Here is a 15,400-nt window from a genome sequence, read left to right as displayed (position 1 = left end):
AGACGCTGGATAAGGACAAGTAATGAATTTTTGGCTTGAATTAACGGTGTCCGCCTTACTCATGATTGGCGGTATTTTTGTGCTTGTGGGCTCAATAGGGTTGTTTCGCTTGAAAGATGCTTACACACGCCTTCACGCACCAACTAAAGCGACCACAGTGGGCTTAGGAGGTATTTTACTGAGCTCGGTTATTTATATGTCTTACCTTCAAGGCTATGTAAATGTTCACGCGCTGTTGATCACGCTGTTTTTAGTTATTACTGCACCAGTAACCGCGCACATACTGGCCAAAGTTGCCATGCATCATAAAGTAAAAACTATGAAGTCTACACAAAACGAAGGGTTAGTTGATAAGGCGAGAGAGCAGAAGGGTGTGGATGATAAGGCTAGTGCTAAAAACAAAGGTAAGTAAAATATATTTCTGAGGATAGCCACACGCTAGGAAAAGCACACCCGGTTTCGTTTTGAGTTAGATAAATATTGCTAGTTAGATTTTAGAAGCGCTTAAGGCGCTTTATTTATGTTGCTGAGGCAGCAGAGATTGGTTAGTAGAGGAATGAAGGTCTGCTTGACAAACAACGGACGGTCAGGTTTCAAAGCTCATAGTGCCGCTTTGTGCCAATAGCCGACATCACATACTTTTGATGGCGAAACTGGTTGTAGAAGTTATACAAACAATCATTTATTGAAATGACAATTACTTAGGGTCCCCCCCCTAAAGTCGCTTAGCATGTGGAACAATCAGAACAGCCACAAGAGTAGAGGAATACAAGAGCCATGACTCATAACAAAATCACCCTGACCATCGCCGCTGTGTTAGCCCTAAGCGCATGTGCCGACAAAAATCCGCCAGCACCGACCTTAACTATCAAAGTGACACCACCGGCTGATTACTCTGCTAATGACACTATTCATCTGGTCGGTAATTTTAATGATTGGGCACTGGACGGTGACAAGGCTTACTCACTTATAAAAAATAACGAGGAGCTGAGCGTTACCATTCCGATCACCGAGAAAAATGTATTTTTTACCATGGTCAAAGACAAAAATTGGCAATGGATGCCCGCCAACGAAATGGCAAAAAGCCAATGTACCTATCTACATAAAGCAACGGGTGGCGATGCGGAAATGGCAGTTCATATTCCGCTCTGGACTGGCGATAAGCCTTTAAAAGCAGCCGAGCCGAGTTTAAGCGGCAGCATCGTACAGCATAAAAATATTACACTGCCCCAATTTGGCCGCAGCAGTGATATCTCCGTTTATCTGCCTAAGTCCTACCAACACAACACTGACAAAACCTACCCGGTTTTATATATGTTGGATGGCCAAAATATTTTTAACGCTCAAACGGCACACAGCGATGAATGGCGCATTGATGAGCTATTGGAGGAGCTGACCAGTGCTGGCAATCTGGATGAAATGATTGTGGTGGCGGTGCCCAATAGCGCTGAGCGATGGGTTGAATACAACCCCTGGGCATTTAAAAACCGCGATGGCAAAGCCACACAAGGCCAAGGAGAATTAACGATTCGCTCGATTAAAGATACTCTAAAACCCTTTATCGACAGCCGCTACCGAACCGATCCGCAGCCAGCCGGCACCGGTTTAGCGGGCAGCTCGCTGGGCGGCTTAATGGCCATTTATGCCGCGCTGAAGCATAGCGACACTTTTGGTTTTACAGCCGCATTTTCACCGGCTTTAGCGATTGAAAATATGGACGGAATAAATGTGTTATTCGAAGCCATTAAACAGCAGCAAACTATTGGCAATAGCAAAATATATTTTGATATAGGGCAGATGGAATATGGCAATTACGAGCAGATCGAACAATTAAATAGCCTGCTGCTTAAACAGGGATTTAAACCGGAAAATCTTAAGTTGGTGAAAGATGATGTTGGGCGGCACTGCGAAGTGGACTGGTCGCGCCGATTCCCTGCGGCGATGGAATGGTTGCAAGCAGGCATTTAATACATTTCGAAATATTCGTTGAAAACCACTCTGATTGTATGGATGTCCAAAAAAGCTGTTTTCTTTTTGGGGTCCCCGTAAAGTGAGCCGGTATTTTGGCCGGTTGTGAGGTTTTAAAAATGCGCGTGTCTGAGCGGTTCGACGGTAGCGAACCACGAGTTTGCGCATTTGCCTCAAAAATTGGCCAAAATACCGGGCTTTCGAACGATCCCGGGGTCGCCTTTTCTTTGGTTTCTTTCTTTTGGCGAAGCAAAAGAAAGAGACTCGCCTTTAGGCGAAACCCGCGCAACGCCGTTGCTTAAAACAACTATCGCCTGAAGGCCAAGGGTCTATGCCGAATGACCGCAATTCGCTCGTCCCTGACCTTGGCCTAACTATTTCCCAACGACCGCATTACGTACAGGCTGTGTGAAAACTATTGATCACCTTTTGGTCTAAGCAGACTTTTTATATGATCAATCGGTCTTAAGTATCGGTCCTCAATTGATATCTGAATTGGTACAATAAAACTATCAAAAAATTGATAGGTTTCAATCACATGTCGAGATTTATCGAAGGCCAAAGCCGAACACAAAGCACGCTGTTCCCCGAAGTTTTAGATGACTACATCCATGAAGATAATCCGATTCGTGCAGTCGATATGTTTATCAATTCATTAGATTTATCTGACTTGGGTTTTGCACGTTGCCAACCAGCCAAAACAGGTAGACCAAGCTATTCTCCGGCAACCATGCTCAAGATTTACCTTTATGGTTATCTTAATCGCATTCAATCAAGCAGACGTTTAGAAAAAGAAACGCAGCGTAATGTCGAGTTGATGTGGCTGGTTGAGCGTCTTACCCCAGATTTTAAAACGATTGCTGATTTCAGACGTGACAACGGCAACGCGATACAACAAGTCTGTAAGCGCTTTGTGTTGATATGCCGTGAACTCAATATGTTTGCGGATGCCATCGTGGCTATTGACGGCACTAAGTTCAAAGCGGTTAACAATATCGCTAAGAACTACTCACGTGGTTTGATAAAGACGTGTATCGAAACAACCGAAAAAGATATTGCCAATTATCTTATGGAGCTCGATAGAGCAGACCGCCAGTCCCGCACTGAAGACGCAGAAAAATTGAAAGGCAAGCTCGCTAAACTGCAAGCGCGTCTGGTAAGCGAGAAAACAATACAGCAAGAATTGGAAACCTTACCCGACAAACAAATCTCCTATACCGACCCCGACAGCAGGCGAATGGCACTTAAGCATAAAGGCGTATTAGTTGGCTATAATATTCAAGCGGCTGTCGACACCAAACATCACTTGATACTTGCCCATTACGTGACTAATAACCCAAGTGACAGACATCAGCTTGTCCCGATGAGCCAGCATGTGCAACAAGCGTTAGGTAAACAAGACATTACCATTCTTGCTGATAGAGGTTATGACGATAGCACGAGCTTTAAGACTCTTCATCAGGCAGGCGTTACTGCAATTGTTCCGAAGATCCGTACTTCGGCTAATCGAAAAAAAGGACTGTTTACCAAAGAAGACTTTGTCTATAACAAAGAAAAAGACGTTTATGAATGTCCTGCTGGCAAAGATATCCCGTTTAGCTTTGTTTCAACTGACAAAGGAAAACCGCTACGCGCTTACATGTCGGTCATGACCTGCAAAGGTTGTACTATGAAATCGCGGTGCACAACATCACCAGCAGGAAGACGGATCCGAAGACTCGATGATGAGGAGCATGTTGAACGCGTGGCACAAGCTTATAAAAACATGCCAAACGCAATGATATTGAGGCATCAAACCGTCGAGCATCCCTTTGGCACAATAAAGCAATGGGCAGGAGCGCAACAACTACTGACAAGAACATTAAAACATGTAAAAACAGAGGTAAGTTTGCAGGTCTTGGCATACAACTTCAAAAGAATGATGAATATCATGGGCGTTAGCGGTCTCATATCTGCAATGAAGACATGAGAGTTGTGGAAACACTCATTCAAAAACTATAGTGGACTTAGAATTTCTGTATTATTCAATTTAAAAACAGCAACCATAAATATGAGTTTTCACACGGTCTGTGTACTAAGCTGCCATACGTCGTAAAAATCATAATCGCAGCATTAGTACTTTTTTAACACTTTTAAATTAGTGTTAATGCGAGCAAGCGGCCCTTATTGGTAGAGTGAACATTAGAAATTCTTTCCACTGTTTATCTTCTATAGCTTCTTAAAATAAAGATTCCGTACCCGACCGTTAGATATTCTAAAGCCATTCACTGCGCCTCTATCATCGCGTTCAAACAAGATATCGCCAACCTGTGATCTGAAGAAGTCACCTTTGACTGGCGCAATATGATGATCGCTTAGTCGGTAGTGAGAAATTTTGAGCTGATCGTTGTCCGGCGAAAAGTGATAAGTAGAAGAGAGTTCAGGGCTGTAATAACTGCCTGCAAATTGAGATAACCAGGTTTCAGTCACTTCAACTGGTGTATAGGCAATCGACACATATGTGTCCATATTGTCTACTTTCACCGTCATTATGCTTTGCTCGCCATCTTCAGTAAACTCAACAAAGATTTCCCCCTCTACATTTAGCATTTTGAATGTGTTTTCATTCACGGCAGCGAGGGGGCTTACATCGTTTTTGCCTCGTGAATACATGAGTCTACCCTTGTCTAAATATATCTCTCTTGAGTAAGCGTCTGGCTCATTCCAGTAGTGACCTACATAAGCATCCAGTATGTCTTCACTTAACTCATTTTTGCTGAGATCAAAGGCGCTAGGTGTTTGTTTCGGTGACATTGACTCCATAAACGCATCAGCAATAGCGTTTTGAGGGGGAGGGGTATCTATTTCTAGAAAGCGTTCAGCAATTTGCAGTGCTAATTCCCAAGGTCTCGCATCCGCGCCGTTATTCAATATAGCAATTGCCAAATTCTGCTCAGGAAATCGGGCTAAATATGAACGAAAACCGGCATCTCCGCCGCTATGCTGAATATACTTGATGCCGTTGTAATGACTAATAAACTGTCCGTATGCACCGCCAAATGTGTCGCCGTTATTTAATGTGGCAAGCGTATTCATTTGTTTGATGATTGAAGGGCTACCTAAAGTCAGTTCGGTGAAGTTTTCCGACCATTTAAGAAGATCTTCTGCGGTAGTAAACAAACTGGTTGCGCCGACATTTGCATAGTTCAACACACTTTTTTGATAGCCGCTGTCAATTGGCTCGTAGGAATAAGCCCTGTTGCTAACGATTTTTTGATGATCGTCGTAAAACAAGGTGTTGCTCATATTTAAAGGCGTAAACAGTCTTTCTTGTGTGAATTGTGCAAATGACTTACCGCTAACTCGAGCAACAACCTCTGCTAATAGTGTGAACCCGGTATTCGAATAAAGGAATTCTTCTCCGGGTTTGAAGTTTAGTTCTTTTTGTTTCGCTACCATTTTTAATACATGTTCGGTAGTGATCACATCATCTAAACGCCACCCGGCCATACGCAACAAGTTCCACTGATCACGCAAGCCGCTGGTGTGCGATGCTAAGTGTCGTAAAGTTATGGTTTCGCCAAAATCTGGTACTTCGGGAATGTATTGGCGAATGTCATCGTCAAAATTTAACTTACCTTCTTCGGCGAGTAATAAAATGGCGAAAACGGTAAATTGCTTCGATACAGATGCAACGTGAAACATGGTGTCTGGCGTAACCGGTATATCGTATTCAAGGTTTGCACTGCCATAACCTTTTGAGAAGACAACCTCTCCATCTTGTAATACCGCAACCGAGGCTCCCGGTTTGTTAATATCATCAAATTGGACGAACAGTTTGTCTAACTCTATGGTTTGTTCTTCGACGGCGTTATCAGGAGCTGTAGACTTTGAAGATGGTTGGCAGGCGGATATACAGATGAGCAGTGATAAGCCAATAACGATATTAATAGCAAGATGAGACACAATAACGATTCCTTGTTAGCGCTTGTTTTTCAATGTTCTTTGACGACGAGCCTAGAAAAAGTGAAAACCGTTCAAAAGCAAATAGTAGAGTAAAACTGTTTTGGGCTATCGGCAATTTTATTTTTATGGACGTCTCACCTGTTGTACTCACTTTCCCAAAACTTCTGCGATCCACGGAAAAGTGTTAAGCAAAGCTCAATACGGGCCAGTTTTCAAAGTGATTTTTTGCGCTTGCGTTTATTTAACACTGCATCGCCGTCCTCTTTTGACAGTAAAATGCTGTCGGTAATGCTCACTAATGCCAGTATTGCCATAAATATCATGGCGATGGTGAAGGTTGTTAAATCGGGGGCATCGGCAGATTGACCGAGTATTAACGAAGCCACTGCTATGGCAAGTGCTGAAAGTGTTATCCCCAGCCCGCGATTCATCTGCATCAATATTGCCCCAAGGGTATTAGCATCGCGCATCTTATCTGGGGGAACGTCAGCAAAAGCGATGGTATTTAGCAACGTGAGGTGCATTGAACGTGTAATGCCGTTAATGAAAAGCAGCGCGGCAATAGTAAAGGACGAGGTGCTTTCATTAATCATTGCCAAGGCGACAAAGCCTAGCGCAATAAGTACTCCGTTAACAATCAATACCGGTTTAAAGCCAAAGGTATTCATTATCCATGTTGTGGCAGGTTTAATAGCAAGGTTACCTGCAAACAGCCACAGCAAGATGGAGCCTGCTTCTACAGGTGTATAGCCTAAGCCCAGTTGCAGCATCAGAGGAATAAGAAAAGGCGCGCTGCCTAGCGCGATACGCACGACAGAACCGCCATACACCGATAATCGAAAGGTACGATGTTGCATTGCATCAAATGAGAAAAGCGGATTTTTAGCTGTTTTTATGTGCCACATGGCAAGCAGCATACCCACAAAACCCAATGAAATAATGGTGGCACTTTCCATTATTCTTTCAGCGTTACTGGCAAGAAATTCAATGCCAGCCATAAAAAGCGCAAATCCAAAGCCGGTGAGCAGAAAGCCCTTTACATCGAATGTGCTTACTTCGCCTTTTGTATTCTGAAGTAAATATGCCGAGGCAATAATCGCAATTAAGCCCAAAGGAATATTCATATAGAATATCCATTGCCAGCTGAAATGGGTGGCAATATAGCCGCCTAGTACAGGGCCGAGTAAAGGAGCACTCAGCGCTGGCCAGGTAATTATGGCCACCGTTTTCACTAACTTTTCTTTGGGCAGGCCACGAAGTACCACTAACCGGCCAACGGGCACCATCATTGCCCCGCCAATTCCTTGCAATATTCTCGACAGGGTAAATTCAACCAAAGTGGTGCTTAAGCCACATAACACAGAGGCAAGGGTAAATACCCCAATGGCAGCAACAAATATGGTTCTAGCGCCAAAGCGGTCGGCCACATAGCCACTGAGAGGGATGAATAAGGTAACTGCAACAAGGTATGCCGATACACCAATTGAAAGATGCGCAGCGGGGATCCCAAAGTCTGCTGCAATTACTGGAAGCGCCGTGGTTATAACGGTCGCATCCAGTATTTCCATAAAGAGCGCTCCCGCCACAAGCAGGGCGGTAGCGGCTTCTTTACTGAGTAATTTCAAAGGCGCGCACAACTCTTGCAACGCCAGTAACGTTGCGGGCAATATCAACTGCTGCGTTCGCTTCAAGGCTGGTAAGTTTGCCCATTAAGAAAACTTCCGAGTCTTGCACCACTACTTTTACCTGCAACGCTGGAACGCGCTCGTCAGCGACGATTTTTGTTCGTACCTTTGACGCCAACCAAATGTCATTGGCTTGTGTTCCTGCTCCGACAGGAGAGCCAACACGTAGCTGGTTGTGAATCTTTTTCAAATAATCTACGCTTTGAGCACGTTGAACGGCCTCAGAGACTAACGCTTGAGAAGGCGCTTGGCCTGTAAGCAGAGCAACGCCGTTATAAACATCAACTTGTAAGTTAGCTTGCTCTTTCAGTGCTTCGCTTTTTGACCATTGATAAGCTACTGCACTACTCGCGTTTTGATCGTCTAGCTGTGTTCCTACGGTTCGACGATCGTTAGCCACCTTTGCCGCCATAGCACCAGCCGCTCCAACGGCAACAACGCACCCCTGTAGCCCCATGGTAAAAATAATGCACAGTATAGTAAGGCACTTAGTTACGTGTTTCATAAATGAATAATTACTCGTCACCGTGATCAGCTGGGAATAAGCTATCGTCAATGCACTCGCACAAATTATGAATAACAAGTAAATGTACTTCTTGAATACGTGCAGTGCGGTTTGAAGGAACGCGAATTTCTACATCATGCTCGCTTAGAAAACCCGCCATTTCGCCACCGTCTTTACCGGTTAACGCAACAATTGTCATATCTCGAGACAGGGCCGCTTCCATTGCCGCAATAACATTTCGCGAATTTCCGCTGGTAGAAATTGCGAAAAGAATGTCGCCGGGCTGGCCTAAGGCACGTACTTGTTTAGCGAAAATTTCATCATAGCTGTAGTCATTGGCGATAGAGGTAATGGTAGATGTATCTGTACTTAGCGCTATGGCAGGAAGGCTTGGACGGTCTCTTTCGTAACGGTTTAGCATTTCAGAAGAAAAGTGCTGTGCATCGCCAGCCGAACCGCCATTACCGCAGCTAAGCACTTTGTTACCGCGAATAAGTGCTTCAACCATCATGTTAGCGGCTTTTTCAATCGACTCCGGCAAAATCTCAGACGCAGCAATTTTAGTTTGAATACTTTCAGTAAAGTTAGCTTTAATTTGTTCAATCATACTTCTTCTCTTTTAGGGCAAGCTGCTGACGGGACATCTTCACAGCTGTTTAGCGCGGGTAATGCGCTATGAGTTTGAGACTGGAAAAATAAATTATAATTCCATTCAGCCAATATTTTTTAGCCATTGAAGGCGATGGCCGTCGATAGCAATAACGTCGATGCGCAACGGGGTAGACGTTGAATTGAGGTTATTATCTAACAAATAGAACTCGAACGCAGCCTGAATTCGCTGCAGTTTTTTCGCGGTTACAAATTCTATCGCACTGCCATATTGTGCGCTTTTACGATATTTAACCTCAACACACACAATGGTATCGCCATCTTGCATAACAATATCGAGCTCGCCTCGACGAGTGCGATAGTTTCTACAGCGAAGCGTAAGGCCCTGTTGAGTTAAAAAATCACAGGCCTTTTGCTCTGCAGCATTCCCTTGCACTAATGACATAGTTAACTATTACTCAGAGATTGATTCGACTTTTTCATTGCGAATGATAGCTGTAGGCTGCTTTCTTTCTACTTCGCCGTTTTCATTTAATGATAAAGCCCCCGTTAAGCCATTGTGATGCAGGTAATTTAGCGTGTTTAATATACCTAGCTTAGGCAGCAGCTCAAAAGCGTCGTAACCAAAAGCAAACAGACGCTTCTGCATGGTGTTTTGCCCATCGAATGCTTGTTCTACTGTTTGCGCGAGTGGCTTCCATTGATGTTGAGGCATCATCCATGGCATATCAATAAAGTGAATATTTTTGAGGTCTCGCCACTGATTTTTTCCGCTTTCGTAGTCCATAGACCTAGAGGTGGCATAAACTGGAATAGGTTTTCCACCAAGTGGGTTAAGGCTAGCTTCAATGATTGGGTTTAACAATTCAGTGTCTTGCGGAGAAGCGAAAGCGATAATTGCGTCGATATCTCGTCGGCTTCTAGGCATATTATAAACTTCGTCATTGGTCATATACTCAATCTGGTTAATACGCTCATTACTTTGCGCCACGTCTAATGCCGACGTAATACCTTCACGTAACGAGTTACTGTCGTTAAAGGTAACCGAGGTGATATTGGTTTTGTATTTACCTTCTGCTTTGTTGAGCGATTCCCAATGCGATTTAAACGTGTCGTCCATACGCTCATATAGCGAGCTTTGCTCTGTAATAACAATAGGCGCCCTAAACCCTTTGTTGAATATGAGTTCCGCCAGTTGTTTAGCTTCATCTTCGGGCGCTAAAGCAAAGAAGTTGGCAGCAATCGGACCATTTGCCGAACTCTGGGCTGATTCTAATGTATTGTCATCGCCGCGCTTTCCTTTGTCACCGTACTGGGCGTTGTTACTGTACTGGACATCGTTAAGAATAAGCTGTTGGCTATTGCTTGCTGATGTATTAAATGGCGTTTCAATTTGTGTAATATCGTCTGAGCGATTGAGGGCCAGCACATTCACCCCGACAGGCAGTGCAGGAATGATTCGTTCAACATTGCTTTTTAACAGCGGGCCTATAATAAATTTGGCGTCACCAATTTCTGCAATAATGTCGTTAACGTCTTTGTCTACTGTGTCAATGAAGTGAAGCGTAGGTAGATTGCGCTGATCTTGTCCAACCTCATTACCTTGCTTGTCTGCAATACTCTGGTAGTAAGCAGCCATAATTCCATTTTTTACAGTGCTTCCGGTAGTGGCAAGGCGACCAGATAGAGGAAGCAGTACGGTAATAGCGTTAATATTAGCGCGTTGAAGTTTTGTTGCGTTGAGAACGTCATCAGGGAAAGTGGCACCTAAACTATGCCCTGCATACACTTTTTGGAAGTTATTAAGATTTTCCGCAAGCTTCTCAGGCGAACTGCTATATTCTTCGGTTAATTTTCTGAGCGATACAAAAGGGGAAAGCGCAGAATACTGCTGAGCAATATCGTCTAGCGACGAGACAGGCATTGATGTTATCCACTTCCATACCTGTTCTACTTTTTGCTCGTCAGGTAGGTCCGTATTCAGAAGGCTATTTGCAGCGGCGCTGTAATTTCCATCTTTAGCAAATAACTGTGCTTGTAAATGCGCTTTTTCGATAAGAAGGTCTTTGTTACCTGACACTGGTTCCAGTAGTGACAATAATTCTTCGGCCGATACATCTGACTGGTTAGCGTATACTTTCGCCATTAACAAGGCATAAAAAGACTGATTTTCTGGAGAAACTCCATCTTGCTTTACTTCATAAAGAATTTGCTGCGCCATAATAGGTTTTTGTTGCAGCATATATAACTGTGCGGCTTCTAAAAGCAGACTGTCTCGTAACGCTTTATTTTGCATGTCGCTCCACACTTTTTTAGCTTCAACCAGCTTATGTTCGGGCGTGACTTCATTAACCAACGGAGTCTCTTTCACCGCGATAGGTCTACTCTTCGCCACGCTGACCGTTTTTTGTGCGGTGCTGCCACAGCCTGCTAGTAGTAATGGTGATAGCAATAATGAAGCTACCGCAGTACGGGTAATGTTTTTCCGAGAAAATCCGAGATGGCGCACAGTTTCATTCCTTTAACATCGATGAGCACTAAGTTTATCGTAACCTGTGTGAAAATCTATGCTTGGCAGCATAAACTGGACTAATGGCATGGTACACTTATCGCATTCATTAATTTTATTTCCGTGCTTTTACTATTTCTTATGACTAAACCAGCAACGTTGTACATTGTCCCCACGCCAATTGGGAACTTAAATGATATCAGTGCTCGCGCTATCGACGTACTCGGTGAAGTGAGTTGGATTGCAGCAGAAGATACTCGCCATAGTTCAAGGTTGCTACAGCACTTAAGCATTTCTACTAAAACACTGTCGCTGCACGATCATAACGAAGACAAGCGCGCAGCTATGTTATGTGAACGGTTAAAAGGTGGTGAGGCCGTAGCGTTAATTAGCGATGCAGGAACACCGCTAATAAGCGACCCTGGTTTTATTTTGGTACGACGCTGCCGCGAGCAGGGCATTCCGGTTTGCGCACTACCAGGACCGTGTGCAGCTATTACCGCTTTAAGCGCATCGGGGTTACCAACGGACAAATTTATATTCGAAGGTTTTTTGCCGGTAAAAGCGCAGGCAAGAGAAAGCGCGGTTTCTGCTTTATTAGATAGACCCTACACAAGTGTATTTTACGAAGCGCCACGCAGAATTTTAGACACAGTTACGCTTATTCAGCGGGTATTGGGCGAAAGGCACATTGTTATTGCAAAAGAGCTTACCAAAACCTTCGAAACCTATGTAAGCGGCAGCGCGCAAGATGTTATCAATTATCTTACGTCTGATGCTGCTCATCAAAAGGGTGAGTTTGTCGTAATGATAAGCCCAGCTCCAGTGAGTGAACAGGAAATTCCAAGTGAGGCAATGTCATTGCTAAACACGCTTTGTGAGCATATTCCACTTAAAAAGGCTGCGGCTGTAGTTGCCGGTCACTATGGGCTGAAGAAAAACGCCCTCTATCAAGCAGGTTTAGACGCAAAATAGTAAGCCTTTAGCGCGTTAGTAAACCTTTAGCGCATTGGTCAATAGTCCCTAGTTTCACGTTTTTCACTGATCTTAACTGTCTATTGGGAGTTACCAATAGATAGTTTTCATTAAGATAATTTGGACAACAGCAAATGGAGGCGTAAATGAAAAAAACACTGAAAATCACCATGCCAGAAGGTAAGTGGATGGTAGATGTTTTCTCAAAGGCTAATGATTCTGGAGAGTTCGATTTAGTGCACCCTAATACCAGTGCTGAAATTTCGTTTAATGAAGGCGAGATGTATGGTTTTCGCTATAGCGTAAGCGGAAAGCAAGGTACAAAATTTACTATTGAACTGGATGATACAGTGTTAGTAGAAGGTGAAATCGATAAAAGCGAGACTGCGAAAGGCAGCGGTGTTATTTAAGCGGCATCAACAGGTACTGCAAAAGTCGGCTAACGTAAGCCGACTTTTTATTACTCTTCTACAGTTACCAATAGGTGTGAGATGTAGCAATAAGTGTGCGTTGTCAAAGCCCCTTGATAAACTCGAGGGGAGTTGTCACAGAAAAACGTGACCAGATTTATCAGCTTAAGACAAGCGCCCTTTAAAGTCCTCATAAGTGAAGCTTCTTACCAATTCAAATTCGCCATTTGAGCGTAATATGCCAATGGACGGATGATCAACCCCATTGAAAAACGTGGTTTTTACCATGGTGTAATGCATCATATCTTCGAACTGAACACGGCTTCCCGCTACGAGAGGTTTATCGAATGAGTAGGTGTCTATTACATCGCCAGCAAGACATGAGTTGCCGCCAAGTTTGTAGTTGTGGGCTTTCTCATTAGGCAACGCCGCATTTAATACGGTAGGCCTGTAGGGCATTTCAAGCACATCTGGCATATGCGCAGTGGCAGAAATATCCAATATGGCAATATCACCTTCGTTATTTACTACATCCACTACTTCTGAAATTAAAGGGCCAGTTTGCCACGCTACTGCAGAGCCCGGCTCTAGAATTATATCAAGGTGAGGGTAGCGCTCTTTAAATGCCGACAGTGTGTTGATTAAGTGTTCAACATCGTAGCCTTCACTTGTCATTAAATGACCGCCGCCTAAATTCAGCCATTTCAACTGATGTAGCCACTTACCAAATCGCTTTTCAATGGCTTGCAATGTGCGCTCCGTTGCAAAAGAATCGCACTCGCATAAATTGTGGCAGTGAAAACCTTCAATTCCATCAAGACTTATACCCTCTAACTCATCCGCTCTTATCCCTAATCGCGAGCCGGGTGCAGCTGGGTCGTAAAGGGGCGTATCTGCTTCTTGATGCTCTGGGTTAATTCTCAGTCCAAGTGATACGTCTTTTAGCGCTTCACGATGGGTATGCCACTGGCTAAGGCTGTTAAACGATAAATGATGCACTAATGTGGCGAGTTCTTTTGCATCCTCAGCTTTGTAAGCAGGGGAATAGGCATGAACCTCTTTGCCCATTTCGGCTGCTAATTTTGCCTCCCATACTGAACTCGCGGTGGCTCCGTGAAGATATTGCTTTACGATATCGAAGCAAGACCACATGGAAAAGCCTTTAAGCGCTAAAATAATACGCACACCTGATTCGTCCTGAACCCGCTTCATCAGCGTTAGGTTGCGAATTAATTTTTCTTCCTCAAGGACATAGCAGGGAGAAGGAATATCAGTGCGTTGGGTAAGATCGGTCAAGGTAATCAAGCTCCGGTCAATAACGTAAAAAAGGGGCACTTAACATAGTGCCCCTCGTAAATATCTTATATTTGTTTAAAGCAATCTACTTAGTAAATGGGCTGCTATCGCACTCTAGTACATGCCACGGCAGTCCGTGTTCGTTAAGCATATCCATAAACGGGTCTGGATCAAACTGTTCCATGTTCCACACGCCGGCTTCTTTCCACGTGCCGTTTAGCATAAGTGCAGCACCAATCATCGCAGGAACGCCTGTGGTGTAAGATACCGCCTGAGCACCTACTTCCTCATTACACTTAGCGTGTTCGCAGTTATTGTAGATAAAGATGGTTTTTTCTTTGCCATCTTTTATACCTGTAATGTAAGTACCAATACAAGTCATCCCTACATAACCTTCTGCAAGGGAGCCTGGGTTAGGTAATACGGCTTTTAGAAACTCTAAAGGCACAACTTGTTGGCCTTGGAACTCTATTGGCTCAATACTTGTCATGCCGATACCTTCTAGCACACGTAGGTGGTTAAGGTAGGCATCACCGAATGTCATCCAGAAGCGAGCACGCTTTAGTGTTGGGAAATGTTTAACCAGTGACTCTAACTCTTCGTGGAACATAAGGTAAGACGCGCGTTCACCAATATTTTGATAATCCAAGTCTTCGCGCACACTAAGCGGATCGGTTTCTTTCCACTCACCGTTTTCCCAGAATTTACCACGCTGAGTAATTTCGCGGATATTAATTTCAGGGTTAAAGTTGGTAGCAAACGCTTGACCATGGTCGCCGCCATTACAATCAACAATATCTAGGTAATGGATTTCGTCAAAGTAATGTTTTGCTGCATAGGCGGTAAAAACGTTGGTTACGCCTGGATCAAAACCACTGCCAAGCAGAGCCATAATGCCCGCTTCTTTAAATTTGTCTTGGTAGGCCCACTGCCACGAATACTCGAATTTCGCTTCATCTTTTGGCTCGTAGTTAGCCGTATCTAAATAATGCGTATTTGTTGCTAGGCACGCATCCATGATAGGCAAGTCTTGGTAGGGAAGTGCCAAGTTAATGACGAGGTCGGGTTTAACGTCATTAATAAGTGCTTCTACTTCTTTTGCGTTGTCTGCATCGAGGGCAAAAACACCTTTTACACGATCTTCACCCACTTCTTTTTGCAGGGCTTCGCATTTAGATACAGTTCGGCTAGCTAAGTATATTTCGTCAAAGTGCTGTGGTAAACGAGCACATTTTTTGACTGTTACCGACGCAACGCCGCCAGCACCAATAATAAGAACGCGAGACATAATAAGTAATCCCTAAATTTTGCTAATAAATTTTTGCTGAATGCTAGCAGACACCGGCAATTTGGCAAGTAAAGTCAGTGTCTACCAAATTAAATAGTATAAAATTCTACGTGAAAGGTTCAAAACGTTATGAATGTTTTATTGTATGAGCAGTAAATAGCGCGACCATTTCGGCCGCGCTCATTCTCCGTTATAGCTTAAGTCCAAACT

13 protein-coding genes are annotated in these 15,400 nt (G+C 43.9%); 5 read left to right on the top strand and 8 right to left on the bottom strand.

Annotated elements, in window-relative coordinates:
• Window positions 1–22: 22 nt before the first annotated feature.
• From CW735_RS15020 to CW735_RS15010, 3 genes are all read left to right on the top strand, one after another.
• The gene (locus CW735_RS15020; protein WP_100972822.1) at window positions 23–412 is read left to right on the top strand and encodes a Na+/H+ antiporter subunit G; all 390 of its coding nucleotides are present in this window, start codon (window positions 23–25) and stop codon (window positions 410–412) included.
• 365 nt (window positions 413–777) lie between these two features.
• Window positions 778–1,968, top strand: a complete 1,191-nt coding sequence (locus tag CW735_RS15015; protein ID WP_100971920.1) for an alpha/beta hydrolase — start codon at window positions 778–780, stop codon at window positions 1,966–1,968.
• A gap of 538 nt (window positions 1,969–2,506) precedes the next feature.
• On the top strand, window positions 2,507–3,937 hold the full coding sequence (locus CW735_RS15010) for an IS1182 family transposase (protein ID WP_071980446.1): 1,431 nt from the start codon (window positions 2,507–2,509) through the stop codon (window positions 3,935–3,937).
• Window positions 3,938–4,176: 239 nt separating this feature from the next.
• Here CW735_RS15010 and CW735_RS15005 read toward each other — a convergent pair whose 3' ends face one another.
• The 6 genes from CW735_RS15005 to CW735_RS14980 form a co-directional block, all read right to left on the bottom strand.
• Window positions 4,177–5,913: a serine hydrolase domain-containing protein gene (locus CW735_RS15005; RefSeq protein ID WP_100972821.1), complete on the bottom strand. Its 1,737-nt coding sequence runs from the start codon at window positions 5,911–5,913 to the stop codon at window positions 4,177–4,179.
• A gap of 212 nt (window positions 5,914–6,125) precedes the next feature.
• Window positions 6,126–7,481: an MFS transporter gene (locus CW735_RS15000; RefSeq protein ID WP_100973286.1), complete on the bottom strand. Its 1,356-nt coding sequence runs from the start codon at window positions 7,479–7,481 to the stop codon at window positions 6,126–6,128.
• Window positions 7,482–7,521: 40 nt separating this feature from the next.
• Window positions 7,522–8,103 (bottom strand): BON domain-containing protein, encoded by a 582-nt coding sequence (locus tag CW735_RS14995; RefSeq protein ID WP_071980444.1) that lies wholly within the window; start codon window positions 8,101–8,103, stop codon window positions 7,522–7,524.
• A gap of 10 nt (window positions 8,104–8,113) precedes the next feature.
• Window positions 8,114–8,710 carry a phosphoheptose isomerase gene (locus CW735_RS14990; protein WP_071980443.1) on the bottom strand — a complete coding sequence of 199 codons (597 nt, stop codon included), beginning with the start codon at window positions 8,708–8,710 and terminating at the stop codon, window positions 8,114–8,116.
• A 105-nt stretch (window positions 8,711–8,815) separates the two neighbouring features.
• Complete coding sequence (locus CW735_RS14985) at window positions 8,816–9,157, bottom strand: YraN family protein (RefSeq protein WP_071980442.1); 342 nt, start codon at window positions 9,155–9,157, stop codon at window positions 8,816–8,818.
• 9 nt (window positions 9,158–9,166) lie between these two features.
• Window positions 9,167–11,221 (bottom strand): penicillin-binding protein activator, encoded by a 2,055-nt coding sequence (locus CW735_RS14980; protein WP_100972820.1) that lies wholly within the window; start codon window positions 11,219–11,221, stop codon window positions 9,167–9,169.
• 141 nt (window positions 11,222–11,362) lie between these two features.
• Between CW735_RS14980 and rsmI the strand changes: the two genes are divergently transcribed.
• Together rsmI and CW735_RS14970 are read left to right on the top strand one after the other, a co-directional pair.
• Window positions 11,363–12,196 carry a 16S rRNA (cytidine(1402)-2'-O)-methyltransferase gene (rsmI, locus tag CW735_RS14975; RefSeq protein ID WP_071981336.1) on the top strand — a complete coding sequence of 278 codons (834 nt, stop codon included), beginning with the start codon at window positions 11,363–11,365 and terminating at the stop codon, window positions 12,194–12,196.
• A 146-nt stretch (window positions 12,197–12,342) separates the two neighbouring features.
• Window positions 12,343–12,606 carry a hypothetical protein gene (locus CW735_RS14970; protein ID WP_071980440.1) on the top strand — a complete coding sequence of 88 codons (264 nt, stop codon included), beginning with the start codon at window positions 12,343–12,345 and terminating at the stop codon, window positions 12,604–12,606.
• A 165-nt stretch (window positions 12,607–12,771) separates the two neighbouring features.
• Here CW735_RS14970 and nspC read toward each other — a convergent pair whose 3' ends face one another.
• Window positions 12,772–13,902 (bottom strand): carboxynorspermidine decarboxylase, encoded by a 1,131-nt coding sequence (gene nspC, locus CW735_RS14965; RefSeq protein ID WP_071981335.1) that lies wholly within the window; start codon window positions 13,900–13,902, stop codon window positions 12,772–12,774.
• 85 nt (window positions 13,903–13,987) lie between these two features.
• Window positions 13,988–15,190 carry a saccharopine dehydrogenase family protein gene (locus CW735_RS14960; RefSeq protein ID WP_071980439.1) on the bottom strand — a complete coding sequence of 401 codons (1,203 nt, stop codon included), beginning with the start codon at window positions 15,188–15,190 and terminating at the stop codon, window positions 13,988–13,990.
• Window positions 15,191–15,400 lie beyond the last annotated feature (210 nt).

This window comes from Alteromonas sp. MB-3u-76 (genome assembly GCF_002831605.1).
GTDB classification, from domain to species: domain Bacteria; phylum Pseudomonadota; class Gammaproteobacteria; order Enterobacterales; family Alteromonadaceae; genus Alteromonas; species Alteromonas hispanica.
This window is presented reverse-complemented; position numbering and strand designations above follow the sequence as displayed.

Coding starts and splice junctions, on each gene's coding strand:
- CW735_RS15020 (WP_100972822.1), top strand. CDS start 23: ATGAATTTTTGGCTTGAATTAACGGTGTCCGCCTTACTCATGATTGGC.
- CW735_RS15015 (WP_100971920.1), top strand. CDS start 778: ATGACTCATAACAAAATCACCCTGACCATCGCCGCTGTGTTAGCCCTA.
- CW735_RS15010 (WP_071980446.1), top strand. CDS start 2,507: ATGTCGAGATTTATCGAAGGCCAAAGCCGAACACAAAGCACGCTGTTC.
- CW735_RS15000 (WP_100973286.1), bottom strand. CDS start 7,481: ATGGAAATACTGGATGCGACCGTTATAACCACGGCGCTTCCAGTAATT.
- CW735_RS14995 (WP_071980444.1), bottom strand. CDS start 8,103: ATGAAACACGTAACTAAGTGCCTTACTATACTGTGCATTATTTTTACC.
- CW735_RS14990 (WP_071980443.1), bottom strand. CDS start 8,710: ATGATTGAACAAATTAAAGCTAACTTTACTGAAAGTATTCAAACTAAA.
- CW735_RS14985 (WP_071980442.1), bottom strand. CDS start 9,157: ATGTCATTAGTGCAAGGGAATGCTGCAGAGCAAAAGGCCTGTGATTTT.
- rsmI (WP_071981336.1), top strand. CDS start 11,363: ATGACTAAACCAGCAACGTTGTACATTGTCCCCACGCCAATTGGGAAC.
- CW735_RS14970 (WP_071980440.1), top strand. CDS start 12,343: ATGAAAAAAACACTGAAAATCACCATGCCAGAAGGTAAGTGGATGGTA.
- CW735_RS14960 (WP_071980439.1), bottom strand. CDS start 15,190: ATGTCTCGCGTTCTTATTATTGGTGCTGGCGGCGTTGCGTCGGTAACA.